The 25,058-nt window shown below is 61.5% G+C and carries 23 protein-coding genes; 10 read left to right on the top strand and 13 right to left on the bottom strand.

The annotated features are described in order from the left end of the window. Positions 1 to 52: 52 nt before the first annotated feature. Positions 53 to 1,174, bottom strand: a complete 1,122-nt coding sequence (locus FHT69_RS15065; RefSeq protein ID WP_132573337.1) for an NADH:flavin oxidoreductase — start codon at positions 1,172 to 1,174, stop codon at positions 53 to 55. Between the two features lie 101 nt (positions 1,175 to 1,275). Here FHT69_RS15065 and FHT69_RS15070 point away from each other — a divergent pair, with 101 nt between their 5' ends. Beyond that, a complete protein-coding gene (locus FHT69_RS15070) occupies positions 1,276 to 1,698 on the top strand; it encodes a winged helix-turn-helix transcriptional regulator (protein ID WP_097630910.1) in 423 nt (140 codons plus the stop codon). A gap of 235 nt (positions 1,699 to 1,933) precedes the next feature. Here the strand turns inward: FHT69_RS15070 and FHT69_RS15075 are convergent, their stop codons facing one another. Genes FHT69_RS15075 through FHT69_RS15085 form a run of 3 tightly spaced genes read right to left on the bottom strand, consistent with a single transcriptional unit; the run spans position 1,934 to position 5,023 of the window. After that, entirely contained in the window at positions 1,934 to 3,034 is a 1,101-nt protein-coding gene (locus FHT69_RS15075; protein WP_097630909.1) for a D-TA family PLP-dependent enzyme, read from the bottom strand. Further along, positions 3,035 to 4,510 carry a M81 family metallopeptidase gene (locus FHT69_RS15080; protein WP_097630908.1) on the bottom strand — a complete coding sequence of 492 codons (1,476 nt, stop codon included), beginning with the start codon at positions 4,508 to 4,510 and terminating at the stop codon, positions 3,035 to 3,037. A 30-nt stretch (positions 4,511 to 4,540) separates the two neighbouring features. Beyond that, entirely contained in the window at positions 4,541 to 5,023 is a 483-nt protein-coding gene (locus FHT69_RS15085; protein ID WP_047613290.1) for a hypothetical protein, read from the bottom strand. Positions 5,024 to 5,134: 111 nt separating this feature from the next. Here FHT69_RS15085 and FHT69_RS15090 point away from each other — a divergent pair, with 111 nt between their 5' ends. From FHT69_RS15090 to FHT69_RS15110, 5 genes are all read left to right on the top strand, one after another. Continuing rightward, on the top strand, positions 5,135 to 5,524 hold the full coding sequence (locus FHT69_RS15090; RefSeq protein ID WP_012555064.1) for a RidA family protein: 390 nt from the start codon (positions 5,135 to 5,137) through the stop codon (positions 5,522 to 5,524). 21 nt (positions 5,525 to 5,545) lie between these two features. Further along, entirely contained in the window at positions 5,546 to 6,409 is an 864-nt protein-coding gene (locus tag FHT69_RS15095) for a MurR/RpiR family transcriptional regulator (RefSeq protein ID WP_047613292.1), read from the top strand. A 25-nt stretch (positions 6,410 to 6,434) separates the two neighbouring features. Continuing rightward, a complete protein-coding gene (locus FHT69_RS15100; protein ID WP_047613294.1) occupies positions 6,435 to 7,211 on the top strand; it encodes an SDR family oxidoreductase in 777 nt (258 codons plus the stop codon). Between the two features lie 163 nt (positions 7,212 to 7,374). Beyond that, positions 7,375 to 8,574: an MFS transporter gene (locus tag FHT69_RS15105; protein WP_097630907.1), complete on the top strand. Its 1,200-nt coding sequence runs from the start codon at positions 7,375 to 7,377 to the stop codon at positions 8,572 to 8,574. Positions 8,575 to 8,658: 84 nt separating this feature from the next. After that, positions 8,659 to 9,861 carry an ROK family transcriptional regulator gene (locus tag FHT69_RS15110; protein WP_097594720.1) on the top strand — a complete coding sequence of 401 codons (1,203 nt, stop codon included), beginning with the start codon at positions 8,659 to 8,661 and terminating at the stop codon, positions 9,859 to 9,861. A gap of 91 nt (positions 9,862 to 9,952) precedes the next feature. Here FHT69_RS15110 and FHT69_RS15115 read toward each other — a convergent pair whose 3' ends face one another. Beyond that, on the bottom strand, positions 9,953 to 10,867 hold the full coding sequence (locus tag FHT69_RS15115; protein WP_097630906.1) for a DMT family transporter: 915 nt from the start codon (positions 10,865 to 10,867) through the stop codon (positions 9,953 to 9,955). Between the two features lie 277 nt (positions 10,868 to 11,144). Here FHT69_RS15115 and FHT69_RS15120 point away from each other — a divergent pair, with 277 nt between their 5' ends. Then, positions 11,145 to 11,882, top strand: coding sequence for an AraC family transcriptional regulator (locus FHT69_RS15120; protein WP_183905733.1), 738 nt, complete (start codon positions 11,145 to 11,147; stop codon positions 11,880 to 11,882). 80 nt (positions 11,883 to 11,962) lie between these two features. Here FHT69_RS15120 and FHT69_RS15125 read toward each other — a convergent pair whose 3' ends face one another. Beyond that, positions 11,963 to 12,964 carry an NADP-dependent oxidoreductase gene (locus FHT69_RS15125; RefSeq protein WP_097630904.1) on the bottom strand — a complete coding sequence of 334 codons (1,002 nt, stop codon included), beginning with the start codon at positions 12,962 to 12,964 and terminating at the stop codon, positions 11,963 to 11,965. Positions 12,965 to 13,016: 52 nt separating this feature from the next. Next, positions 13,017 to 13,832, bottom strand: a complete 816-nt coding sequence (locus FHT69_RS15130; RefSeq protein ID WP_097630903.1) for an oxidoreductase — start codon at positions 13,830 to 13,832, stop codon at positions 13,017 to 13,019. 90 nt (positions 13,833 to 13,922) lie between these two features. Between FHT69_RS15130 and FHT69_RS15135 the strand changes: the two genes are divergently transcribed. Continuing rightward, entirely contained in the window at positions 13,923 to 14,399 is a 477-nt protein-coding gene (locus FHT69_RS15135; protein WP_097630902.1) for a winged helix-turn-helix transcriptional regulator, read from the top strand. Positions 14,400 to 14,484: 85 nt separating this feature from the next. Here the strand turns inward: FHT69_RS15135 and FHT69_RS15140 are convergent, their stop codons facing one another. The 6 genes from FHT69_RS15140 to FHT69_RS15165 are packed head-to-tail and all read right to left on the bottom strand — an operon-like array spanning position 14,485 to position 21,905. Then, entirely contained in the window at positions 14,485 to 16,506 is a 2,022-nt protein-coding gene (locus FHT69_RS15140; protein WP_097630901.1) for a beta-N-acetylhexosaminidase, read from the bottom strand. Between the two features lie 52 nt (positions 16,507 to 16,558). Then, entirely contained in the window at positions 16,559 to 17,503 is a 945-nt protein-coding gene (locus FHT69_RS15145; protein ID WP_097630900.1) for an ABC transporter ATP-binding protein, read from the bottom strand. Then, on the bottom strand, positions 17,500 to 18,315 hold the full coding sequence (locus FHT69_RS15150; protein ID WP_097544652.1) for an ABC transporter ATP-binding protein: 816 nt from the start codon (positions 18,313 to 18,315) through the stop codon (positions 17,500 to 17,502). The genes FHT69_RS15145 and FHT69_RS15150 overlap by 4 nt, the downstream gene beginning before the upstream one ends. Next, positions 18,312 to 19,214: an ABC transporter permease gene (locus FHT69_RS15155; RefSeq protein ID WP_063476213.1), complete on the bottom strand. Its 903-nt coding sequence runs from the start codon at positions 19,212 to 19,214 to the stop codon at positions 18,312 to 18,314. The genes FHT69_RS15150 and FHT69_RS15155 overlap by 4 nt, the downstream gene beginning before the upstream one ends. After that, the gene (locus tag FHT69_RS15160) at positions 19,214 to 20,194 is read right to left on the bottom strand and encodes an ABC transporter permease (protein ID WP_097544651.1); all 981 of its coding nucleotides are present in this window, start codon (positions 20,192 to 20,194) and stop codon (positions 19,214 to 19,216) included. Before FHT69_RS15160 ends, FHT69_RS15155 begins: the two co-directional genes overlap by 1 nt. Positions 20,195 to 20,213: 19 nt before the next feature. Further along, on the bottom strand, positions 20,214 to 21,905 hold the full coding sequence (locus FHT69_RS15165) for an ABC transporter substrate-binding protein (protein ID WP_132573341.1): 1,692 nt from the start codon (positions 21,903 to 21,905) through the stop codon (positions 20,214 to 20,216). A 381-nt stretch (positions 21,906 to 22,286) separates the two neighbouring features. Here FHT69_RS15165 and FHT69_RS15170 point away from each other — a divergent pair, with 381 nt between their 5' ends. Both FHT69_RS15170 and FHT69_RS15175 read left to right on the top strand, forming a co-directional pair. Beyond that, positions 22,287 to 23,195: a flagellin gene (locus FHT69_RS15170; RefSeq protein WP_063476216.1), complete on the top strand. Its 909-nt coding sequence runs from the start codon at positions 22,287 to 22,289 to the stop codon at positions 23,193 to 23,195. 282 nt (positions 23,196 to 23,477) lie between these two features. After that, positions 23,478 to 25,019 (top strand): DHA2 family efflux MFS transporter permease subunit, encoded by a 1,542-nt coding sequence (locus FHT69_RS15175; protein WP_097544649.1) that lies wholly within the window; start codon positions 23,478 to 23,480, stop codon positions 25,017 to 25,019. Positions 25,020 to 25,058 lie beyond the last annotated feature (39 nt).

Consider the following 25,058-nt stretch of genomic DNA (forward strand, 5'->3'; position numbering starts at 1 on the left):
CCGAGCAAGGCCGGTCGGCCGTGCAAATGGCCCATGCGCCCACCCCTTTGCGTCAGACCAACTCGGATAAGGAAGTTGGGTCGAACCCTTTCAATCCCGAAAAACCGCCGTCTTCAACTTTGGCGACCCAATTCGGATCAGTGAGCAGCGCGCGACCCACCGCAATCAGGTCGAACTCATTCCGATCCATTCGCTCGATTAAGCGATCGAGGCTAGCTGTGGTTGATCCCTTGCCGACGAAGGCGCTGGCAGTAACGTCGTTGTCAAGGCCCACCGATCCGACCGCGATTGTTGCGGCACCCGTCACTTTCTTTGCCCAGCCTGCGCCATTGAGACCATTCTCGCCGTCAATCTCCGGGAATTCCGGTTCCCAGAAGCGGCGTTGCGACATGTGAAGGACATCGACTCCCGCCTCGACCAACGGTAATAGCCAGGTCTCCATTTCTGCTGGCGTTTCTGCGAGGCGCACGCTGAAATCTTGTTGCTTCCATTGACTGACGCGCATGATGATCGGGAAGTCGGGGCCTACCGCTTCACGCATGGCGCTGACGATCTCGACCGCAAAGCGCGAGCGTTCCTTAATCGTTGGTCCGCCGTACCGGTCCGTCCGCAGATTGGTGCCCGCCCAGAAGAATTGATCGATCAGATAGCCGTGCGCGCCGTGGATCTCGATGGTGTCGAAACCAAGCCGCTTGGCGTCTGCCGCGGCTTTGGTGAAGGCTGCGATAGTATCTGCGATGTCCTCTTCGGTCATCGCCACGCCGCGCGCGTCACCGGGTGCGTCGAGACCGGACGGACTTTCCACCGGGGCATCGGGCTCCCAATTATTGATGTAGCGCGTCGCTCCCGTGTGCCAGATCTGTGGCCCCATACGACCTCCAGCACCATGGACAGCGTCAATCACATTCTTCCACCCCTGCAGTGCCGCATCGCCATGAAAGAACGGGATTCCGCTGTCGTTGCGGGAGGCAGGGCGATTGACCACGGTGCCTTCAGATAAGATCAGTCCGGCGCGACCTTCTGCCCGGCGCCGATAGTAATCAGCGCTCGCCGACCCCGGCACGCCTTCAGACGCAAAAAGGCGGGTCATGGGCGCCATGACGATGCGATTTTTGAGTTCAAGCGACCGGATCGTGAAGGGTCGAAACAGGCTGCTTGTATTGGGACTGGGCATCAGTAGAACTCCGTTGCGTTGAACGAAGCTACAGGTATATGAAGTAAACCTAGCGTCAATCAGGCACTTGAAGTCGCCTAGGTATATCGAAGGAAACCATCATGCTTGAACTGGAACCGCTCTGCTTTTCTTCTGAATGTCCGAGCCGAGCTCTATTCGATCAGATTGCTGACAAGTGGTCGATGATGGTGATCGCGGTTCTTGATGACGGACCGCAGCGCTTCAATGCCATTCGCCGCCGCTTGCAAGGCGTGACTCAGAAGGCTCTCACTCAGTGCCTCCGTCGCCTTGAACGGAACGGTCTCATAGCGAGAGAGGTAATTTCACTGTCGCCAGTGGCTGTACAATATCAGCTGACGCCACTTGGCCAGACGTTACGTGAACCCCTCCAAGAACTCCACAAGTGGACGTTGGTGAAACTGCCGGAGGTCGCCGTAGCAAGAGAAGCTTTCGACAGGAGTTCGCGGTCGGGCTGGACAACCCCTACCAGCCCGAATGTAAGAGCCAGCCGCAAATTAAGTTGAGTGATTTCAGTAATTTGTGATTCTCTGTGGTTTGCGAAGACTACGGAGGATCGAGATGGCCGGGACTGAAACCACTCGGGAGCACCATGACCGCAGGCACCTGCGCTATGAAAGTGACCGTACGGATGAGGAGTGGCGTTGATCGCGCCCTTCATGCTAGCCCCGAGCAAGGTCGGTCGGCGCGCAAATGTCCCATGCGCGAGCTTTGCGTCACTCCCCTGACCTGAACGGACCCCTACCAGACGAGACCGCGGGCCGCGACTTCCTCGACGCGGGTGACGATGCCGCCGCGATGGAAGACCATCGTATCGAACAGGTTGGAGACCACGCAGGTGTGGTTCGGGATGATGAAGAGCTTCTCGCCGATCTGCGGGCGGGGGCCGGTGCAATTCGCGAGGTCGATGACGCCGTGTTCTTCCGAGAGGCTGGTGATCCGCGCTTGGGGATAACCGACGATCAGGCCGTAGTCGCTGAAGCCCTGGAGATCCGAGGTCAGCGCCTTTGAGCCGGCATCGATGACGGCGCGGTCGGCATTTGGCCGTGACACCACGGTCGCCAGCACATGCATGGCGCAATCGTCCTCGGTGCAATGGCCCATGCGCACCATCTGGCGGTCGTTGTAGATATAGGTGCCGGCGCGGTGTTCGGTGGCCGATTTGACGAGATGGGCCTCGAAGAGGCTGGGTGTGCCGCCATTGCTGACGATCTGGCAGGTTATGCCTTCGGCTTTCAGCTGTGCCAGCGTTTCAGCGATGAAGGCTTCCACGGCGGCCGCCGATTGCGGCTTCGGATAGGTCACGATGCCGCCGAAGGTCAGTCCGTCGGCGGCGGCGATGCGCTTGGCGAGCGAGGCCGCCTCCCCCGGCGTCTGTACGCCGCAGCGGCCACCGCCGGTATCGCATTCGACCAGGACGTTCAGCGGCTTGTGGCCGGAGAAATGTGCTGCCAGGCCGTCTACCGTCACTTCGCTGTCGGCGACGACCTTCAGCGCTGAAATCCTGTCGTTCAGCCTGGCCAGCCGCTCGATTTTCTGCGGTCCGAGGATGTTGAAGGTGATGAGGATGTCCTCGAAGCCGGCTGCGGCGAAGACTTCGGCTTCCGTCACCTTCTGGCAATTGATGCCCTTGGCGCCCGCGGCAGTCTGCGCGACGGCCAGGGCCGGGATCTTGTGCGTCTTGATATGCGGCCGGAAGTTCAGCCCGTGCTGATCCATATAGGATTGAACGCGGGCGATGTTTGCCGCCAGCCTGTCTTCGTCGATCACGGGACGCGGCGTCGAGAGATCGGCGATCCTGTCGCCCGCCTTGGCGACGACGGCAAACGGGGTGTCAGGCATCTAGGCGGCTCCGCGTTCTATCCCATGTGGATCGGCGACGATCGGCCAGATGGTCTTCGGTGCCCGCTGGTATGGCGTCGTTGCCGGATTATTGGGATAGGGCGTTCCGGCGGAGCAGTAAAGGATTTCCGCTGCGATCTTCGAGAAGGAGGCGAAGAAGTGGTTGGTGGATTTGATCACCAGGATCTTCTGCCTGGTGGGATCGATGCCCATCACCGAAAAAAGGCTCGGATCGAAGCTTTGGGCGCGGGTGGAATTGAGGATGATGTCGATGCCGTCAAGCACGATATGGGCGGCATCGCCGAAAGGTGCGAGGCTCTCGCCGAACTGCATCTCGGCATTCTTCAAGAGCTTGACGATCTTCACGGTACCGTCGATGGGATTGCCGGTGCCGGGTGCCGACTTGGCGCCGAAGCGCAGCGGAATCTCCGCCCCCTCGCCCGCCGCAAAACAGATCTGCACGGCCACCGGATCCCAGATCGTGCCGATCGCGGCGCTGGTGACGCCGCGGGCCAGGAGTTCGCCCAGGACGACAGTGGCATCCCCTGCCGTGCCGCCGCCCGGATTGTCCCAGACGTCGGCAATGACGACGGGCCATGCGGTGGCGGCCATCGCCCGCGACACGGCTTCCTTCTCGTCGATCTGCGGGACCATGAAGGTGCCGCGCTTGGAAAACAGCTCCAGGCCGAGTTCGCGCGCCAGAGCCGCGCCCTTTTCCGGCTTGTCGTCGGTGACGACAAGCAGCTTCGTTCCCATTTCGGGAACGTCGCCCACCATGAAACCGTGGATCACCGAGATCGACAGGATGTCCGGATCATCCTTCTCGATCCGCATGATCTTGTCGACGAAGGAGCGCATCGGCTCGCGCGATGTCGGGAAGACGTCGATCATCTTGCAGTCGAATACCGACATATCAGGCTTGACCCGGCCTTCCAGTGTTTCCACGGCGATGCGCCAGAGATCCTCGGCGCGATCGACGAAATCCGTATGCGGAAATTCCTTGAAATAGACGGCGAAATCGAGTGCCGCGACGCGTTTTGCCGTGAGATGGCTGTGCGGATCGAGTTCGGCGCAGATTAGCACGTCGGGCCCGACCATCTCGCGCATGCGCGCGAGAAGATCGCCTTCCGTGTCCTCGTATCCGGCGGCCACCATGGCGCCATGCAGGCCCATCACGACAGCGTCGACCGGCATTGCCGCGCGGAGTTGATCGAGGATTTCGTCACGCAATTCTTCGTAGGTCGCCCGGTTGACGAGACCGGCGGGATCGGCCCAGGTGGCGGTTCCCTCGATCAGCTCCCAACCTTTTTCTCGGGTGACGCGCCTTCCGACGGTGATCGGCGCGGTGCAGAGCGTCGGCGTTTCCGGATGTTGGCCCGGCGGGGCATAAAGCGAGGCTTCGAATGCGCGGCGATCCACGCAGATCGGGGAAAAGGTGTTGGTCTCGGTCGCCAGTGCTGCGGTGAAAATGCGCAAGAAAGTGGCCTTCGTGTTGTCGTCCCCGCGTCAACCCATCGGGTTCGGCAGGTAGCCGGTGAAACCTGAGATTTTCCAGCGTCCTTGGTGAAGCCTGCAATAATAAAGCGTCTGCCATTGCATGATATCGCGGGTGCCGTCAGGCTTGGAAATGCCGCCGTCGAATTTCTTGCGGACAAGCGCCATGTCGCCTTCGATCTCGATATCCTCAAGCGTCGTCGTGGTGAAGATCGCCGTGCGCGCATCTTCCGCGAAACTCTGTGCGGCGAAATCCCTGGCCTGCCTCAGCCATTCCTCGCGATAGGCCGACAGCGTCGGAAATGCGAGGCGCCACTTGTCGGGGCTGACGGCCTTCTGACCGTCGATGCCGATGAAGCCCTCTTCGACGAAGTCATGCTCGACCATCGACCAGTCGGCGGCCAGAAAGGCATCGATATCGCGCGGAACGAGCATTTCCCAGATCGCAGACCGGGCACTGTCGGACGGGAAAGGATTTAGGAAAGGATCGCGCATGTTTGCCCCGGATTGAAATTCTTTTCATAAATCGCGTTTTTCACTGGTCAAATTCCGCTTTCTATGGTCATTTGTCAACTTATCAAGAAAATAATTTGCAAGGACTTCAGCATGCCCATCAAGCGCTATGGCACTGTTCAAACCGGCGCCGGCGGCAAGGCGCTGCCTTTCGCACGTGCGGTCGAAGCCGACGGATGGCTGTATGTTTCCGGGCAGGTTGCGATGGAAGATGGCGAAATCATCGACGGTAACATCATTGCCCAGACCCACAAGACGATCGCCAATGTGCTGGCGATCCTCGATGAGGCCGGGTACGGGGTCGAGGACGTCGTGCGCGTCGGCGTCTGGCTCGACGATCCGCGCGACTTCTGGACCTTCAATAAAATCTATCAGGAGTATTTCGGCGAACATCCGCCGGCACGCGCCTGTGTGCAATCGTCGATGATGGTCGATTGCAAGGTTGAGATCGACTGCGTGGCCTATAAGAAGAAGGATGGATAGCGCGCCATCGGGGGGACGGGTTTGGATATCTTTTCGACATTGCAGGAAGACAAGAGCCGGCTCTCCCCCTCCGAGAGCCGCATCGCGGAAATCATCGTCAACGACTTCGAGTTTGCCGTGAACGCCTCGATCATCGAGCTGGCGGAACGGGCCGAGGTATCGCCGCCGACCGTCACCCGTTTTTGCCGTCGGCTGGGTTGCGAAAGTTTCTCCGACTTCAAGGTGCAGCTCGCCCGAACCGCCCATATCGGCGTGCGTTATCTGAAACCGGAATCGAAAAGCACCGACCCGGCCGATGTGGCCCAGGATATCATCACCAAGGCCCAGAACGCGTTGTTTCTCCTGCACCGGTCGCTTGATCTCGCCGCGATCGAAGCCGCCGTTTCGCATATCGCCAAGGCCGATATGATTTACGCCTTCGGCTCGGGCGGCAATTCGTCGATGATCGCGGACGAACTCCAGAATCGCCTCTTCCGTCTCGGGTTGCGCATCACGGCAAGTTCCGACCACAGCATGCAGCTGATGATGGCTGCCGCGGCAAGGCCCGGCGACGTGTTGATCGGCTCCTCCTTCTCGGGACGCAATACGGAGCTGGTGCGGGCCTTCGAGCTTGCCCGCCAGGCCAAGGTGAAGACGATCGCTCTGACCCAGACGGCAAGCCCGGTTGCCAAGGCTGCCGAGATCGTCGTGCCGATCGACCTTCCCGAAGGCAGCAATATCTATCGCCCGACCTCCACGCGCATCGCCTACATCGCGACGGTCGATATTCTGTCGAGCCTGGTCGCCTACGCCGTTCAGCCAAAGGCGACGACCACGCTTCGGCGCATCAAGCAGCAGCTGGTCATTCACCGCGACGGCGACGACCGGCAATTGCTTGGAGATTGAGGTTCATGAACGGGAGCGACAGGAAATGACGCAGTCGATAGCCATCGTGACCGGCGCTGCAGGCGATATCGGCGCGGCGATCGCCGCACGGCTCGCCGATGACCACGACGTCGTGCTGCTCGCCGACATCGATGCTGCCGCTGCGGCTGCCGTGGCGTCAAAACTCGGGCCGGGCAATCGTTTCGTGGCCGTCGGATGCGACGTGACCAACGAGACGAGCATTGCCGAATTGGCAAGGCGTGCGGCGGAGATCGGTGTGGTTCGGACCCTCGTCAACAATGCCGGTGCGGCCCGCGCCACCAACCTGCACGAGACGACGCCGGAGATCTGGCGGGCGGACGTTGCGCTCAATCTCGAAGCGGCATTCTTATGTTTCCGCGCATGCGAGCCCATGCTGAAGGCCTCGAAGGGCTCCGTCGTCAACATCGCCTCGGTCAACGGCCTGCATGTCTTCGGACACCCTGCCTATAGCGCCGCCAAGGCAGGCCTTCTGCATTTTACCCGGTTGGTTGCCGTGGAATACGGCAAGTTCGGCATCCGCTCCAATGCCGTCGCACCCGGCACGGTGAAGACGCAGGCCTGGGAAGCACGCGCAAGCGCCAATCCAAATGTTTTCGAGGAAGCTCGCCGCTGGTATCCGCTGCAGCGCGTCGTCGATCCGAAAGACGTCGCCAATGCCGTGGCCTTCCTTGCCGGTCCTCTTGCCGCAGCGATCACAGGCGTCTGCCTGCCAGTCGATTGCGGCCTCACGGCTGGCCAAGCCGAACTGGCGCGGACCTTCTCGCAATCGGAACATTATTGAAATCCAGAGCGGTTCATCTTTTCATGGAAGCGCCGAACCGCTCTAACTTTTTGTTTTTACGCAATTCCGGACGAAAAACCGCTTCGCACTTTTCCTGGAATTGCTCTAGAGGAATACGAGAGGAGCAGGTTGTGAAGCCGGCTTACTTCGGATCGATGACCGCATGAGCCGCCTTTTTCCCGATGTCTTCCGCAATCCGGCGATCCGCGCCAGCATGATCGCCATTTTTACCTTCGGGATGGCGGGGGCGATGACCGCACCCTACCGTTCGATCGTCGGTATCCGCGAATTGGGCTTGAGCGACGGCCTCTATTCCTTCCTGAGTTTTGTCTCGGCGGCGGTGAACGTCGTCATCAGCATCCTGCTCGGCAATCTCGCCGATCGGCTGGGCGAGTACAGGTCGACGATGATCGGCGCCTGCCTGTTCGGCATCGCCGGCTACGGCATGGTCTACGCTTTTCCCACAGCCGCCGTCTTCGTCATCAGCGGCTTGCTGCCGCTGCCGATTTACGGGGCGCTGAACTCGCTGCTGTTTGCCAATGCGCGCGCGGCGATGCACGGCATGAACCGAAGCGACATGGTGACGGCCAACTCCGGTGTGCGCGCCATGATCTCGCTGTCCTGGGTGCTGATCCCGGGGATAACAGGCCTCATGCTGTCCGGCGCATCGAGCATGCTGCCGGCCTATCTCTTTGCCGCCATCTCATGTCTGCTCTGCCAGGCAATCATCATCTTCGCCCTGCCCAAGCGGTCGGCAACGGAGATGGCCGCGGTCCATCATCTCAGCTATCTCGGCGCGCTGCGCCAGGTGGTTTCGCCGCGCATCTCCGCGCATATTTGCGGGGTGGCGCTGATTACCAGCACGCTGCATCTCAATGACGCCCTTCTGCCGTTGATCGCCACCGGTGCTGCGCATGGCAGGCTCAGCGACGTCGGCATTCTTGTCGGCATCGTCGCATTGCTGGAGGTCGTCTTCATCATCATCTGGTCGCGGATTGCCCGGAAGACCGGCCAGATGACGGCGCTTGCCGCCGGCACCGTCATCTATGCCGTATTTCTCAGCCTTCTCGGCTTTGCCTCGCAGCCGTGGCACCTCTATGGGCTCACCTTGCTCGCAGGCATCGGAGCGGCCGCGATCATCAGCTTTCCGATCACCTATCTGCAGGATCTCATCGCCGACCGGCCGGGGCTCGGCAGCGCACTGATCTCCGTCAACATCTTTGCCAGCGCCGGGATCGGCGCGCTGGTCTTTGCCGCCGGCACATTCATGACAGGCTATTCGGGAACCGCCATCCTGAGCGCCGTCACCGGATTATCCGGCATAGCGCTCCTCGGCTTCCTGCAAGGACGCAGAGCCCGTTGAGCAAATAAGACGTTGCGAAGAATGGAGCTTTCATCGCTGTTCGTCTTGTGACAAGGGTGACGCACCATTTCCTTTGAAGGCGACATGAAGGCGATCTCTGGCACGAATCTCGAGCAGGCCAAGTCTCACAACCGGCGTGTGGTGATCGAGGCTGTCCGCACGCACGGCCCCTTGTCGCGCGCGGCGATCGCCCGGATGACGGCGCTGACCGCCCAGACCGTCTCGAATATCGTCGAGGAACTGGAGAGATCGCACCTTCTCGTCCCGTCCGAGGCGCAGAAGCTGGCGCGCGGCCAGCCGATCATCCCCTACACCATCAATCCACGCGGTGCCTATTCGATTGGCCTCGAACTCGGCCGCCAGCGCGCAAGCGGCGTTCTGACGGATCTGTCCGGCGCCGTTTGCGCACGCATCGAGCGCCATGTCGAACACCCCGATCCGCAAAGGGCCATGCCGGCTCTCCAGACAATCGTCGAGGATCTTCAGCAGGCCTTCGCATTCGACCGGAACCGGCTGCTCGGCGTCGGCATGGCCCTGCCCGGCCGTTATGCCGATGGCGGCACAACCTCTCTCAGCCCGCAGAGCCTGCCCGGCTGGCAGGACTTTCCTGTCGGGCATGAGCTGGAACAGCGGGTGAAGGTGCCGGTGCTCGTCGAGAACGATGCGACGGCAGCGGCGATCGGCGAGCGTCTTCACGGCGTCGCCCGCGGTTTGGGCAGCTTCGTCTATCTCTTCCTCGCCGGCGGCGGCGGCATCGGTGCGGGAATGTTCCTCGACGGCCACCTCTACAAGGGCAGCCGCAACAATGCCGGCGAGATCGGGCATATCATCGTCGAACCGCATGGCAAGCTCTGCAGCTGCGGCAAGCGCGGTTGTCTGGATCGCTACATCTCGCCGACCGTTGCCTACGAATTCATGGGCATTGCCAATGCCGAGGAGCTTTCGCCTGACGATCTCGACGCACTGATCGCCAGGGGCGGTGAGGGTCTCGATGCCTGGCTCGATCAGGCCGTCCAGCCGCTGCGGCAGACTGTCGATTTTCTGGAACTGGCCTTCGATCCGCAGACCATCGTGCTCGGCGGCAGCATATCGACATCGCTGATGCTTCGGCTGGCAGAGCGGCTGGAGCCGCTGTACACCCCGATCGACCCCAGCCAGAAGCGCACCGCGCCTCGCGTCATGATCGGCATGACCGGCAAGGATACGGCCATCCTCGGCGCCGCCGCGCTGCCGATCTTTTCCGAAACCAATCCGCGCTTCGACGTCCTGCAAAAACCGCTCGGCTAGCGCATCGGCCCGAAAATCGGAATCGATTTTCGGAAAGCGCGATGCGTAGATTCAAAGTGCTAGAGCGCCCGGGAGGTTGCCGATGCCGGCCTCATCCGCCGGCCGGCTGCCTCGCATCTGCTTGCAGCGGGCGACGGGCGAGAGGTCGCGCAAAGATGACCACGTTCCCGAGAAGCGTCAGCGCCAGGCCGATCAGGCCCAGACCGCTCCAGTGGTAGCCTTCAAAGACCGTCGACAATGACAGGGCAACGATCGGGAACAGGACGGTGGCATAGGCAGCGCGTGAGGAACCGATGCGGGACACCAGCATCAGGTAGGTGGTGAAACCGATCACCGATCCGATTGCCGCGAGATAGAACAGGGCGGCAATATAAGTGATGTTGGGCGGCGCCACGATCGGCGTTTGCGTCACGGCAATCAGGAAGAGGAGGATGATCGCGCCATAGGCCATGCCCCATGCATTGGCGGTCAGCGGTGAGATTCCGACCGCGCTGTTTCGACGCGATGCCATATTGCCCAGCGAGAAGAAGAGCGTGCCAAGCGCTGCGAGCCCGATCCCTTTCAACGTGCCCGTATCGAAATCGACGACAACCTCCTCGCCGAAAAGCAGGAGGAGCCCGGTTGCTCCGAGCGCCGCTGCGAGAAGCGTGCGGCCCGTAATGCGGTCGCCGAAGAACAGGCGCGCATTGACGGCGTTGTAGATCGTTGCGAGCGAAAAGATCACGGAGATCAGCCCGGACGGGATGGAGGCGGCGGCGCTGTAGAAACAGATGAAATTGAGGCTGAACAGGCAGAGCGCTTGCGCAAGGATGAAAGGTTGATCGCGCAAGGCAGGGAGCTTGAGCCGCCGCATGACAGCCAGGATGGCGACGAGTATCACTGCTGCGACTGCAAATCTGTAAAAGACCGAGACCAGGACCGGCACGGGACCGACCTGCATCGCAATGGCGATCCAGGTCGTCCCCCATATGAGGACGGTCGCGATGAAGAGAGCGGCATTTGCCATGGAGTGATCCTCGTTTTCGCGACCAATAGGCGAACCGCGCGCAGGGCTCTTGCACATTCTTGCTATGAAATCGCTTTGCCCGGACTTCCTGCTCGCCATGCGGGTCGTCGACCAGTATTGTTCGCAAGGCGTGGCCAGGCATGGGGAAGTATTGGTGAAAGATAGCCGTCTCTCGGTTTTCAGGTTTTTGTCCGCATCTCCCAATGCGCGGATGTCACAATCCATCGATTTGGGTTTTGGGCGATCAGCGGCCATCTGGAACAATGCACACGACAGGATGAGCTATGAGCAGCCGAACGGTCATACGTTCAGTCTTTATCTCAGAGGCGGCGCCGGAACGCGTCGTCTGGACGGCAGCCCCGTGCGCGGCCGTCCAGGGGTCCTGTGCATCATGCCACAGGGGCACTCGTCCGAATGGGAAATCACCGACTTCTTCGAATTCGTGCATCTGTATGTTCCCGACGATCAAATGCGCCGGATGTTTTCCGAGACGTTTGACCGCGATGCTCGGCTCATGGCTCTTCCCGAAGTGACCTTCGCAGAGGCACCCGCCTTGGCGCACACGCTGCGGCAGATGACGAAAGCGATGTTGGCGGGCGGTCATCTGTTGGCTGAAGAAGCAATGACGCAGGCGATCAACGATCTTTTCGTTGATCCGCGTTTTGGCGGGATGCGTCCCTGCGCAATCAGCGGCGGGCTCGCTCCTCATGTGCGACGCCGTATTCTCGAGTATATCGAGGCCCATCTCGGTGAGACGATCCGCCTACAGGATCTGGCGACGATCGGGCAGCTCAGCGCCTTTCATTTTCAGCGGATGTTCCGGGCAAGCTATGGTGTTTCCCCGCATGGGTGGGTGGCCCATCGGCGTGTCGAGCGCGCCAAATCGATGTTGTGCGGCATGGACCCGATCGCGCAGATCGCTTCGGCCTGCGGTTTCAGCAGCCAGAGCCATATGACACGGGCATTCAAGTTGGGCACAGGCGTCACACCCTCTGCCTACCGGCAACGACAGTGAAGTCCTTCGCTCGACCGCACTTGTCTTTTCCGAAACCAATCCGCGCTTGATGTCCTGCAAAAGCCCCTCGGCTAAAGACCTCACTTCACCGCGATGACGACCTTACCCTTCGCGCGTCCCGTTTCCACATAGTCCAGCGCCTCGTTGGTCTTCTCGAACGGGAAGGCCCGGTCGATGACGGGGCGGATGGCGCCCGCCTCGATCAGCGCGGTGATCTTGCCGAGTTGCGCGCCGTTTGCCGTCATGAAGAGGAAGGAATAGCCTATCCCCAGGCCTTTCGATTTCCGCCTGATGCCGAAGCTCAAGAAGCGCATGACCTGCTGCAGCAGCCAGCCGAAGCCGTTTTCCCTGCCGAAGTCGGGATCAGGCGGACCTGATATCGAGATCAGCTTGCCGCCCGGCTTGAGGACGGCGAGCGATTTCTCCAGCGTATCCTTGCCGAGGCTGTTCAGCACCACGTCATAGCCCTTCAGCACCTTTTCGAAGTCGTCCTTCTTGTAATCGACCACGAAATCGGCGCCGAGGCTTTTCACCAGATCGACATTTGCCGTGCTCACGGTCGTCGCCACATGGGCGCCGAGATGTTTGGCAAGCTGGATCGCGATGGTGCCGACGCCGCCCGAGCCCGCATGGATCAGCACCCGCTGCCCCTTCTGCAGCTTGGCGCGCTCGACCAGCGCCTGCCATGCGGTCAGCGCCACAAGCGGAATGGATGCGGCCTCTTCCATGCTGAGATTGGCGGGCTTCAGGGCGATATCGGCAGCGTCGATGGCGATATACTCGGCGAAGGTGCCGATGCGATCCTTGCCGGGGCGCGCATAGACCTCGTCGCCGGGCTTGAATTGCCGGACATTGGCGCCCACCCGGACCACGACACCAGCGACATCATTGCCGGGCACCAACGGAAGCCGGTAAGGCAGGATCAGCTTGAACTCTCCGTCCCGGATCTTGGCATCCAGCGGGTTCACGCTAGCGGCATGGATCTCGACCATGACGTCATTCTCGCGCAGCTGCGGTTCAGGGCTCTGGCCGAGCCTGAGGGCGCCGCCTTTCTTGTAGCGATCGATCAGGAATGCTTTCATGAAGGCGAACTTTCGTGTTTGTGATGAGCCGACAATGCGCGGCAAGCCAGGATCAATCGGGAAGTTTGTTGAATTTCCGCAGGCTCTTGTCGACGAAGGACTCGGGCAGGAAGCGGCGGATGAAACGCACCTGTCCTGCTGCTTTCCCGGCCGTGTAACGTCTCTTGGGCGATGGCGCATTGGCAGCCCGGACGACGGTTGCGGCGACCACTTCGGGCGCATCGCCCTTCGAGACGATCTCGCGCATCAGCTTCTCTGCATCGGCACGCACCGCATCATAGACGGCAAGCGGCTTGTCCGGCCGGGTGATGTTCTCCTCGAAAGAGGTGCGAGTGACGCCCGGTTCGACGAGCACGACGCGGATGCCCTGCGTTCGCACCTCATGGTCGAGGGATTCCGAATAGCCTTCGATCGCGTGTTTGGTTGCTGCGTAGAGCGCGTTGAAGGGCGCCGGGATCAGCCCGAGGATCGAGCTCAGGTTGATGATCCGGCCGCTACGCTGCCGCCGCATCACCGGCAGCACTGCATTGGTCATGCGCATCGTGCCGAAGACGTTGACGTCGAAGACGGCTTTGGCCTGCGCCGTCGTCGACTCCTCGGCACCGCCGAGCAGGCCGATCCCGGCATTGTTGACGAGCAGATCGATCCGTCCCGTGCGTTTCAGAACCTCGTCGACGACGCCCTGCACGGATTGATCGTCGATGACGTCGCAGACCAGCATGGTGATGCCATCGGCGGTATCAGACATCGGCTTCCGGCTGGTGCCGAACACATGGTAACCGTCGTGCCGCAGCGCTTTCGCCGTCACCAGCCCGATGCCGGAGGAAGCCCCGGTGACCAGGGCAACGCCGCGTTCTCTCTTGCTCATCAATGTCTGCCTTCGTTTTTGTCATGGAACATCTATGCGCAACCTGTTACTATCAAATTGATAGTAAGTCACTACTAAAAAGATATCGACATGAAGAATCTTTCGAATCAACCCTGTCTGATCGCCCGTAGCCTGGCGCTCGTCGGCGATGCGTGGAGCATGCTGATCATGCGCGACGCCCATGCGGGGCTGACCCGCTTCGATGAATTTCGCAAAAGCCTCGGCATCGTCCCGACGATGCTGACGGGGCGGCTGTCATCGTTGACCGAGGAAGGACTCTTGGAAAAACGCCGCTATTCCGAGCGCCCGCCGCGCGATGAATATGTGCTGACGGAGGCTGGCCGCGACTTTCTGCCGGTGCTGTTTGCGATCGGTGCCTGGGGCCGCAAGCATCGCGGCGGCGGTGACGTCACCCGCTTCTTCGACGCCGAGACCGGAACCGAGATCGATCCCGTCACCATCGACCGCGCGACCGGCGCGCCGATTGGAACACGTCCGATTCGTATCGCCGCAGCCGAATGTCAGCCGCCCGCGGCAGATGAAGCGGCACCGGACAATTCCCTTTGAAAGCAATGTCAGTATCCCCCGCCATCACCGCCTCCGGCGATGGCAAGGGTAGTCCGCAAATCAAAACCCGTGGCCTATCCGGGCGCTACGACTGCTGCAGCCCGTAGAGCAGCGGCATCAGTCCTGCGAGCGCCCTGAAACGCTCCCACGATTTGGATGAAGGCTTCGTCCAGCCCGTTTCGGCAAGGGCGGAAAGGCGCGGGAAGACGAGGCGGTCGAAAACGGCGCGATCCGTCATCGGCTCGGACCAGATGCAGGCCTGGATGCCGAGGAGCTTCTGTTTCTGTGCTGTCGTCCAGCCGCCGATGGGGTCGAAATTGTAGAGCTTTTCCGCATCCGAAGTCCCCGCCCAGCTGGCGCCGGGCTCGTCCCAATCGGGCCTGAGCGCCATGTCGAGGTAATAGACCTGCCCGGGGCAGACCACCATTTGATAGCCGCGTTCAGCAAGTTCGGCCGAGACCTCGACGTTGCGCCAGCTGCAGAGATAGCTCTTCGATTTGTCGATGACATCGCCGTGGGCGGCCTCTTCCCAGCCGCCGGTGATGCAGCCCTTGCTCGCAAGGAAGCGCTGGACACGATTCAGGAACTCCGCCTGCAGGATGGCGGCGCCCGAGCCGTGGATGTCGTCGGCGCCATGGGTATTGGTCACGACGTTCAGCCGCTTGGCATGCGCATCGGCCACCTCGTCGCCCGCCACGGTGCGCAGGCGCTCGAGCGCTTCCGGCGAGCCGGACCACGCGCCGAGCGGAACTTCGTCGGCGCCGAGATGGATGGTCTTGAACGGAAAGAGCTCGATGAGTTCCGAGAGGATCGTCTCGATGATCTCGTAGGTCTTCTCGCGGGCCGGGTTGATGCAATTGTCGGGAAAGCCCTGAACCGAATAGTAGCTGCCGACCTCGGCCGGGTCGCGCAGCTCCGGTATCGCCTGCAGCATGGCGTAGCAATGGCCGGGGACATCGATCTCCGGCACGATCTCGACGCCGAAGCTCTTAGCCTGGGCGACGATCTCGCGGATCGCAGCCTTGGTGTAATAACCGCCGGTGCGGGCAGGGCTCGAACCGAGCAGCGGCGGAACGGCCAGGCCATGGCCGCGCCAGGCGCCGACCGCGGTCAGGGCGGGATAGGCGTCGATCTCGACGCGCCAGGCCTCGTCGTCGGAAAGGTGCCAGTGGAAGCGGTTGAGCTTGTTCCAGGCCAGCACCGCCACGAGCTTCTTGACCTCGGCAGCACCGTAGAACTGGCGGGCGACATCGAGATGCAGCCCGCGCCAGCCCATCGACGGTTCGTCGACGATCTCGCCTGCGGCCGGAAACTGGAAGACTTGGGGATGCAGCCTTGCGCCGCGCCAGATCTGGCCGAGCGTGACGAGACCGTAGAAGAAGCCGCTCTGGCGGCTTGCCTCGATGGTGATCGTCTCACCTTCGAAACTCAGCCGGTAAGCCTCTGGTCCGAACCCGGTGGCCTCCTTCAGGACAACCGGAACCGCGCCTTCCGCCTCGCTCCGCACGATGCCTTCAACGGCGAAGAGATGCTCGACCAGCGCTGCGAAGCTGCGTGCTGCCGCCTCCCCTTCAGCGCTTTGCGCCTGCGGCGCAAAACCGGCCGGCAGCGGCCGGCGGGCAGTGACGGCCACATGGTTCGGCCAGGGGATGATTGACACCTGAACCGGCGCGTTGACGGGAACCGGATAGATCTCGGCGCCACGCTTCAGCGGCGCGTTGCTGACCGAAGATCGCGTCGGCTCTATGGTGAGCACGATCGTGCTGCCGTCGGAAAGCGCGAGATAGCCGCTCGTCGCGCCGTCCGTCCAGTGGCGGAACTGCCAGCTCAGCGCATAGACCGAGATCGTCCACGTCTCGCCGGCGCCGAGAACGAAATTGGCCGGCGGCTGGAATTCGGTGAAATTCGAGAGCCGCTGCGAAACCGTGGCGCCTTCGACACGACCTGCCGGATCGACACGACCCGGGCCGCTGACGCAAAGCGAGAAATTCGAAAGCCGCTCGGTGCCGAGGTTCTTGAGGCGCAGGACGTAGGAAAACTCCTTGCCGTCGGCAGGCGGGTTCCAAAGGGTTTCAAGCCGCAGGGCTTTCGGTCGTGATGTGGACATGGTCACTCTTTCCTTTTGAGGATTGGCCTTTTGAGAATTGGCCTTTTGAAAATCAGCTCTCGAGCATTCCGGCATTCGAGCCGCCAAGCGCGCGCATGAAATGATTGGGGCCGACCTGCTCGACGACGGTGGACTCAGGACGGCTGAGCGAGCGCACCTTTTCCGCCTGTTCGAGGAAACGCGCGCTTCCGCCCGTCACGAACGGCCGGCTGCCATCCGGAACGGCTGAAAGCAGCAACCGCGTATAGGGATGGCGGGGATCGGAGAGGACGGCATCGGTATCGCCCCATTCGACCATTTGACCGGCGAACATCACGACGATCTCCTCGGCCACATGTGCGGCCGTCGCGATGTCGTGGGTGATATAGAGCATGGCCAAGTCGTTTTCACGCTTCACTGTGGCGAGCAGATCGAGAATGTCCTTGCGGATGGAGACATCGAGCATCGAGGTCGGCTCATCGGCGACCAACACGCTCGGCGCGACCGCCAGCGCGCGGGCGATGTTGACGCGCTGCCGCTGCCCGCCCGAAAGCTCATGCGGGAATTTTTGCCGGGTCAAATCGGGTTCCAGCCCCACGCTTGCCAGCAGGCTGGCAATCTCTTCGGCAAGATCCGCCCTCGCGCCGTTCTGCCGGTGCAATTGCAGCGGCCGCGCCAGATGATGGCTGACGGTGAAGGCCGGGTTGAGCGACGAGAACGGATCCTGGAAGACCATCTGCACCTCTCGGCGGTAGCGATGCTCATCCTTGGCCTCGCCGCGGGCGGTCAGATCCTGTCCGCGGAAAAACAGCCTGCCGCCGGTCGGCTTGTCCAGACGCGCGATGATGCGGGCGCAGGTCGTCTTGCCGCAGCCGGATTCGCCGACCAGCGCCAATGCCCGGCCGGGAAAGAGCGAGAAGGACACACTTTTCAGCGCCTGGACCGGGCCGAAATTGCGCTTGATGTCTTCGAGCCGGATCACGGCATCCGTGACAACAGCATCAGTCTCCGCTTTCATGCCAGGACCCCCGAGAGATGCGGATTGCCCGGAAGCTGTGGAATGGCATTCCAGAGCTTGCGGGTATAGGCGTGCAGCGGCGCCTGGGCGACCTGCCGCACGTCGCCCACTTCAACGAGTTCGCCCTTCAGCATGACGCCGATGCGCTGGCAGAGCTGCGCCATCAGATGCAGGTCATGGGTGATGAAGAGCACCGAGAAACCATAGCTCCGCTGCAGATCGACGACCTGCTCGAGGATCTCCCGCTGCACGACGACGTCGAGCGCGGTCGTCGGCTCGTCCATGATGATGAGTTCGGGCCTCAGCGCCAGGCAGATCGCAATGACGATGCGCTGACGCATGCCGCCGGAGAACTGGTGCGGGTAATCGCCGATGCGATGGGTGGGAATGCCGACAAGGCGGAACATCTCCTCGGCCCGAGCTCTTGATTCCTCGCGCGAACAACCGGTGTGCCGGGAGAGAACGTCGTGGAACTGCGCCTCGACCCGCATCAGTGGATTGAGCGAATTCATCGCGCTCTGAAAGACCATGCCGATGCGCTTCCAGCGGATACGCTGCAGCTCGCGTTCCGGCAACCTCAGGAGATCCTGTCCGGTGAGCCGGATGCTGCCGCCGCTAATCCAGGCCGGCGCCTTGGAAAGACGGGTGATGGCATAGGCGATCGTGCTCTTGCCGCAGCCGGATTCACCGGCCAGCCCGAAGATCTCGCCGCGGCCGATAGTGAAGGAGACGTCCTTGACGGCGCGAAACTCTCCCTTGTCGACGAGGTAGTCGACATTGAGCTTGTCGATTTCCAGCAGATTGTCGCTCATCGGCCAAGCTCCAGTTCCCGGTTGCGGGCGCGGGTGAGGCGGAACCAACGTGTCAGCGCCGGGCCGGAGCGCAGCTGCGGATTGGCGATCTCGTCGAAGGTGAAATTCAAAAGCGCAAGGCCAAGCCCCGTCAGTGCGATGCCTGCTGCCGGCACGCCGATGTCCCACCATGCGCCGACCATGATCGCCGAGGAATTCTGGGCATTGTAGAGCATCGTGCCCCAGGAGACCTTCAAGGGATCGCCAAAGCCGAGATATTCGAGCGTCGTCTGGGCAACGATGGCGTAGATGATGCTGCCGACGAGGTTGATGCCGATCAGCGTCGTCAGGTTCGGCAGGATTTCCACGAAGATGATGCGCCAGGCCGGCTCTCCGATCATCTTGGAGGCCGTGACGAAATCACGGTTGCGAAGCGCCATCGTCTGCGAGCGCGTCATGCGGGCGCCCCAGGGCCAGGAGGTCAGCGCGATGATCGCCATGATCGTCATCGGCCCCACCGTGCCGGCGAAGGAGGCGAGCAGGATTAAGAGCGGCATGTTCGGCACGACAAGCACGGCGTTGGTCGCAAGGTCGAGCACCGCATCGGTCCTGCCGCCGGCATAACCGGCGACGAGGCCGATGGCCGTGCCGAGAACGGTGATGGCAATCCCCGTGGCAAAGCCGACGGAGAGAGAACTGCGGGCGCCCCAGACGAACTGGCGATAGACGTCCCGCCCCATCTTCGTGGTGCCCATGACATGTTCGATCGATGGCGGCTGGTGCGAGCGCCCGACACGCGCTCCCGGCTCGCCGGGCGCGACGATCGGCGCAAACAGCGCCATCAGCCACAGGGCAACAATGATGACGAGGCCGGCCAGCGCCTTCTTCTGCCTGAGAATAGGCCGGAGTCCGAAGCCCATTATACGGCCTCCCGCAATCTGGGATCGACGAGCCCATAAATGAGGTCGACGAGGAAATTGGCGCCGAGCGTCGCGAGCGTCATCAGCAGTAGCTGTCCCTGGATGACCGGGTAATCGCGGGCGATGCTCGCAGTATAGAGCGTCAGTCCCAAGCCGGGATAGTTGAAGACGATCTCGGTAACGATCGAGCCGCCGAAGACGGCGCCGAGCATCAGCGCCAGGTTGGTCAGCACCGGAAGCATGGCATTGCGCGCGCCGTAACCGAACATGACCGTGAGGTGGCTGAGGCCCTTGGCACGCCCCATAGTCACATAATCCTCGCCGAGCACCGAGATCATCGACGAGCGCATCGTCGTCTGGAATTCGCCGATCAGGAACGGTGACAGCGTCAGCACCGGCAGGATCGCATGGGCGAAGACGCTGCCGACGAAGGTGAAATCGAAGGCAGGATCGAGGTTCGGATCATAGGCATAGCCGACAGGAAACCAGCGCAGCGAGACCGCGAAGACGAACAGCGTCGTCAGCGCCACGATGACAGGCGGCACCGAAATCATGATCACGGAGAGCGGCGAGACGATCGTGTCGAAGCGCCCGCCGCGGCGCCAGGCCGAGATCGCGCCAAGCACGACACCGACGCAGAGCGAAAAGATGACCGCGGTCGTCACGAGAAAGACCGTCCAGAGCGTCGAGCGGCCAAGGACCTGGACGACGGTCTGGGGATAATATTTGACCGAGACGCCGAGATCGAAGGTCGCAAGCCCCTTCACGTAATCGACGAACTGCCAGAGCATCGGCTGGTCGACCGCGCCGAAGCGCGCCTTGATCGCCTCAACGGCCGCGGGTGTCGCCCGCGGGCCGAGCTGGGCGACCATGGCATCGACCGGACTCCCCGGCATGAGCCGGGGAAGGATGAAGTTCATGACGATAGCGAACGCCAGGGCGACCGCATAGACGCCGAGGCGCCGGCTCGAAACGCGCATTTCCGCTCCTTCGCGAGGCTCAGCTGACCGGCTTGAGGCGCAGCAGATGCATCAGGCGCATGCGGTTATTGTCATGATCCTCCGGATTCATGACGGGATCCTTGTCGGTGACCCAGCCGGTGAAGCGTTTGCTGGAGAACTGATACCAGGTCGGCCCGTTGAACACCGGCACGACGGGGAAGTCGTCGGCAATCAGCAGCTGGATGTCGTTGAAGATCTTCTTGTGATCATCCTCCGACGTTGCCTTCAGATATTGATCGAAAAGGGCGTCCAGCTTCGGGTTCGAATAGCGCGAGGGCGCGCCGGTGATGCGCCCGCCATAGGCGGTCGACAGGCTCTGATAATAGCCGCGGAACGGGGTTGCGCCGTCGGCGCGGGAGTTCATGACGACCTCGAAGCTGCCGTCGATGATCTGCTTGCGCCATTGTTCGTATTCCGGCGTGGCAACCGACGCGTTGATGCCGGCGGCGCGCAGTCCTTCGACCGCGATCTGCACGGCGTCGATCCAGTCCGTCCAGCCGTTCGGAACGATGATCGGGAAGGCGATCGGCTTGCCGCCTGGCGTCGTGCGGAAGCCGTCGGCGCCCTTCTTGTAGCCGGCATCGTCGAGGATCTTGTTGGCCTTCTCGGTATCGAAGCCCATGAAGGCGTCCTTGTCGCCTTCCGCGCCCTTGTTGCGCCAGGTCTCGAATCGTGGCGGCAGGCCGGTCGCATGTTCGTTGACGACGGGATAGCCGAAGCCGGCAATATCGACCATCGACGTGCGGTCCATGGCAAGGCTGAAGGCGTGACGGAAATTCAGGTCCTTATAGGCCTCGAGGTTGCCTTCATTGCCGCTCTTGAAGTTCATCTGGAAGGCGACGGTTTCGGCCGGCGGCTGCCAATAGCCGTTGTGATCGGCATCGAGCGCGACGAAGGTCTTGTCGATCTGCGGAATGAAGGAGCCGATCCAGTCCATATTGCCCTCCGGCAGGATGGCAAGCATCTGGTCGTTGCCGGAGATCTGCGGCAGCCGGAGGCAGTCGACGTGCAGCGAGGCAGCATCCCAGTAATTCGGGTTGCGGCACTGCTCGTAGACCTGCGGCGTGAAGCGGCGCAGCTCCGTCATCGGGCCGGAGCCCACAGGCTTCTCGTTTTTGAAGGCGACCGGATCGGAAACGTCCTTCCAGATATGCTCGGGAACGACGGCCAGATCCGCAAGCGATTCCGGGAAATCGGAATTCACCGCCTTGAGATCGATCCTGACCTCGGTCGGCGACGGCGTTTCGACGGAGGCAACGCTCTCGCCGACGCCGACAGTGTCGAGGGCGGCGTTCTTCAGCATCAGATCGATCGTGTATTTCACGTCGGCCGACGTCAGCGGTTGGCCGTCTGACCACTTCACGCCTGACCGCAGCGTATAGGTCACCGATTTCATATCCTCGGAGAATTTATAATCAGTCGCCAGGCGAAACACTGGCTTGCCGCCATCCTCGGCATTGAAGATGACCAGGGGCTCGTAGATGAAATCCATCGTGCTCTGCCGGCGGCCGGCCAGGTCGAAGGGATTGAAGTTCTGCACCCAGCTGGTCTGCTCTTCGATGTGCATCGTCAGCACCGATTCAGCGGCTGCACCCCCCGCTCCAAAAACGACGAATGCCGTCAGGGCGGTTGCTACTGCCCAGCCGGCACACACGGAAATATTGCGGATTGCCCTCTTGCTCGATCTCATTCCAACGTTCCCCTTGTGCTTTATTTTTGGAGTCAATCAAATTGATTTAATATTGATAGTCAGTTTCCCGCCGACCCGTCAATTGCCGATCTCAAATTTCTGCAGCGACCTTTCGGCTCAGCTCTTCGGCAGAAATCAATGCAGGATTCGCCCGTGAGATGGCCGGCGGATCAGGGTCTTCCGAGGTTTCACGTCCCGTTTCGAGAAAAATATCGGGCCATGCGCGCCGCGTTAACCATTAAGGTACTTTTAAGTACGATAATTAACCCAACGGTGGCGAATTGATCGGAAACACGGATCGATAAGCATGAGGCTGCTCGCCACGGCCGGGATGTTCCCCGGGATGCAACACATTCAACCTCCGAAGCAGGCGAATTTCCCATGACGAGCATCAATACGAACAATTCAGCGATGTCTGCCCTTCAGACGCTGCGCAGCATCAACTCCAATCTCGAAACGACACAGAACAGTGTTTCCACCGGTTACCGGGTCGACACCGCATCCGACAACGCCGCTTACTGGTCGATCGCAACCACGATGCGGTCCGACAACAAGGCGCTCTCCGCCGTGTCCGACGCGCTCGGCCTCGGCGCAGCAAAGGTCGATACGGCCTATACGGCCATGGACAATGCGATTGACGTCGTCGACGAGATCAAATCCAAGCTCGTCGCAGCAACCGAGGACGGTGTCGACAAGTCCAAGGTCCAGGAAGAAATCAGCCAGTTGCAGGAACAGCTGGCGAGCATTGCCCAGTCGGCGTCGTTCTCGGGCGAGAACTGGGTTGCGGGCGCGGATGGCACGAAAAGTGTCGTATCCTCCTTCGTTCGCGACGGTTCCGGCGCCGTTTCCGTTAAAATGACGGAATACACCCTGGATACCAGCTCCGTGGGCAATGTGTTGTTCGGCATGAGCGGCGGGTCGATCGAAACCTCCACGGGGATTCTCGGAACGGCTGATGCATATGGCAATTCCGTCTATTCGCTCGATATCACGAACTTCACCACCGGTCAGATCCAGTCGGCCCTGTCGACCATCGAATCCGCGCTATCGGCAATGACCTCTGCCGGTGCGCAACTGGGTTCGATCTCGACGCGCATCGACCTGCAGGAAGACTTCGTCGGTGCGCTTTCCGATTCGATCGACTCGGGCGTGGGCCGGCTGGTCGATGCCGATATGGAGGAGGAGTCGAGCAAACTCTCCGCCTTGCAAACACAACAGCAGCTGGCGATCCAGTCGCTGTCGATCGCGAATTCGTCGTCGCAGAACATCCTGTCGCTCTTCCGCGGCTAATCGTCCTGGCCGCAAAAGGAGCCGGGCGCATAGAACGCCCGGACCGCATTCGCCGATCGAACATCGAGCCTGGCCTTCCCGGTCAGGCTCGATTGCGTTGGTGACGTATTTGTGTGGGCAGGCTCTATCGCTTCCGTCCTCATCCGAACTATGGTGTCGCGATTGGCGGAATCGCGGTCCATTTCTTTGCTTGAACCATGCCGTCGGTCGTCTCGATCGTAAACGCGATCGGCCTTGGCTTTCGCAGTCGGGAGCGAAGAATGCAGTGCGCGGGATCATCGCATGTCGGAACGACTTGAATCTGCCCGTTCTGGTGAAACGCCCGCCATCGTCTGGCTCGGCTTTCTGGCGATGTGCGTCGGCATGTTCATGGCGATCCTCGACGTCCAGGTGGTGGCGACATCGCTGCCGACCATTCAGTCGGCGCTCGGCATCGATCCGGATCAGATGAGCTGGATACAGACGGCCTATCTCATCGCCGAAGTGGTGGCGATCCCGCTCACCGGCCTGTTGACGCGGCTTCTGACGATGCGGTGGCTGTTCGTCACCGCCATCAGCCTGTTCGTCGCCGCCTCCGCCGGCTGCGCGGCCAGCGGCAGTTTCGGTGAGCTGGTCGCCTGGCGGGTGCTGCAGGGTTTTTCCGGTGGAACCCTGATCCCCTCGGTATTTTCAGCCGTGTTCATCCTCTTTCCGAACGAGCGACAGGCGCTGGCGACGACCATCGCCGGCGTGCTGGCGGTGCTGGCGCCGACCGTCGGGCCGATCGTCGGCGGATGGTTGACGCAGACCTATTCCTGGCATTGGCTGTTCCTGATCAACATCATCCCCGGCATCGTCTCGGCAATTCTGGCGGCGCGCTTCCTGCCGCGGCAGGCGGCCGATCCGTCCGAGCTTGGGCATCTCGACGTTCTGTCGCTTCTCTTGATGGCGACCGCGTTGACGAGCCTGGAACTCAGCCTGAAAGAGGCGCCGACCAGCGGCTGGACCTCGGCCTATGTGCTCGGCCTGCTGGCCCTCTGTCTTGCGTCGGGAGGCGCGTTCATAGGGCGAACGCTCTACCGAAGCCGGCCGATCGTCGATCTCGGCAATTTCGGCGACCGGAACTTTCTCGTCGGCTCGGTGCTGAGCTTCGTGCTCGGCATCGGCCTCTTCGGCTCGGTTTATCTCATGCCGGTCTTTCTCGCTTTCATCAGGGGACATGACGCGCTCGCAATCGGCATGACGATGCTGGTCACCGGCATTGCGCAACTGATCACCGCGCCGATCGCGGTGGCGCTGGAGAAGCGCATGGATGCGCGGCTGCTGTCGGCCGCCGGTTTCGCCCTGTTTGCGATCGGTGTCGGAATGAGCGCGTTTCAGGATCCCCGCTCCGATTATGACGCGATGTTCTGGCCGCAGGTCGTGCGCGGCGTCGCCATCATGTTCTGCCTGCTGCCGCCGACGCGGCTGGCGCTCGGCACGCTTCCGCCGGATCGCATCCCCGATGCGAGCGGTCTTTTCAATCTGATGCGCAATCTCGGCGGGGCGATCGGCATCGCGCTGATCGACACCATCATCTACACGCGCTCGGAACCGCTGGGACAAAGCCTCTGGACCCGTCTTCAAACCGGCGATATCGAGGCTGCGACATTTGTCGGCGCACCTCTCCAGGCCATATCGGGACATAGCGGCAGCTTCGATGCGGACACGACGGCGGTGCTCGATCCGCTGGTCCAGACCGCGGCAAGCGTCCAGGCGATCAACGAAGCCTGGCTGGTCATCGCCGTCCTGACCGGCTGCGCCCTGCTCTCAGTCCCCTTCGCCAGGCGGCCGGCGTCAACGTGAAAACCAAGGTGATAAGTTGCCGATCTTCCGATCGCCGGT

The organism is Rhizobium sp. BK008 (assembly GCF_014197345.1).
In the GTDB taxonomy this organism is placed as follows: domain Bacteria; phylum Pseudomonadota; class Alphaproteobacteria; order Rhizobiales; family Rhizobiaceae; genus Rhizobium; species Rhizobium anhuiense.

Bases quoted from the DNA above. Each gene is read 5' to 3' on its own strand.
- FHT69_RS15065 (WP_132573337.1), bottom strand. From the start codon at position 1,174: ATGCCCAGTCCCAATACAAGCAGCCTGTTTCGACCCTTCACGATCCGG.
- FHT69_RS15070 (WP_097630910.1), top strand. From the start codon at position 1,276: ATGCTTGAACTGGAACCGCTCTGCTTTTCTTCTGAATGTCCGAGCCGA.
- FHT69_RS15075 (WP_097630909.1), bottom strand. From the start codon at position 3,034: ATGCCTGACACCCCGTTTGCCGTCGTCGCCAAGGCGGGCGACAGGATC.
- FHT69_RS15085 (WP_047613290.1), bottom strand. From the start codon at position 5,023: ATGCGCGATCCTTTCCTAAATCCTTTCCCGTCCGACAGTGCCCGGTCT.
- FHT69_RS15090 (WP_012555064.1), top strand. From the start codon at position 5,135: ATGCCCATCAAGCGCTATGGCACTGTTCAAACCGGCGCCGGCGGCAAG.
- FHT69_RS15100 (WP_047613294.1), top strand. From the start codon at position 6,435: ATGACGCAGTCGATAGCCATCGTGACCGGCGCTGCAGGCGATATCGGC.
- FHT69_RS15105 (WP_097630907.1), top strand. From the start codon at position 7,375: ATGAGCCGCCTTTTTCCCGATGTCTTCCGCAATCCGGCGATCCGCGCC.
- FHT69_RS15110 (WP_097594720.1), top strand. From the start codon at position 8,659: ATGAAGGCGATCTCTGGCACGAATCTCGAGCAGGCCAAGTCTCACAAC.
- FHT69_RS15115 (WP_097630906.1), bottom strand. From the start codon at position 10,867: ATGGCAAATGCCGCTCTCTTCATCGCGACCGTCCTCATATGGGGGACG.
- FHT69_RS15120 (WP_183905733.1), top strand. From the start codon at position 11,145: ATGAGCTATGAGCAGCCGAACGGTCATACGTTCAGTCTTTATCTCAGA.
- FHT69_RS15125 (WP_097630904.1), bottom strand. From the start codon at position 12,964: ATGAAAGCATTCCTGATCGATCGCTACAAGAAAGGCGGCGCCCTCAGG.
- FHT69_RS15130 (WP_097630903.1), bottom strand. From the start codon at position 13,832: ATGAGCAAGAGAGAACGCGGCGTTGCCCTGGTCACCGGGGCTTCCTCC.
- FHT69_RS15135 (WP_097630902.1), top strand. From the start codon at position 13,923: ATGAAGAATCTTTCGAATCAACCCTGTCTGATCGCCCGTAGCCTGGCG.
- FHT69_RS15140 (WP_097630901.1), bottom strand. From the start codon at position 16,506: ATGTCCACATCACGACCGAAAGCCCTGCGGCTTGAAACCCTTTGGAAC.
- FHT69_RS15145 (WP_097630900.1), bottom strand. From the start codon at position 17,503: ATGAAAGCGGAGACTGATGCTGTTGTCACGGATGCCGTGATCCGGCTC.
- FHT69_RS15150 (WP_097544652.1), bottom strand. From the start codon at position 18,315: ATGAGCGACAATCTGCTGGAAATCGACAAGCTCAATGTCGACTACCTC.
- FHT69_RS15155 (WP_063476213.1), bottom strand. From the start codon at position 19,214: ATGGGCTTCGGACTCCGGCCTATTCTCAGGCAGAAGAAGGCGCTGGCC.
- FHT69_RS15160 (WP_097544651.1), bottom strand. From the start codon at position 20,194: ATGCGCGTTTCGAGCCGGCGCCTCGGCGTCTATGCGGTCGCCCTGGCG.
- FHT69_RS15165 (WP_132573341.1), bottom strand. From the start codon at position 21,905: ATGAGATCGAGCAAGAGGGCAATCCGCAATATTTCCGTGTGTGCCGGC.
- FHT69_RS15170 (WP_063476216.1), top strand. From the start codon at position 22,287: ATGACGAGCATCAATACGAACAATTCAGCGATGTCTGCCCTTCAGACG.
- FHT69_RS15175 (WP_097544649.1), top strand. From the start codon at position 23,478: ATGTCGGAACGACTTGAATCTGCCCGTTCTGGTGAAACGCCCGCCATC.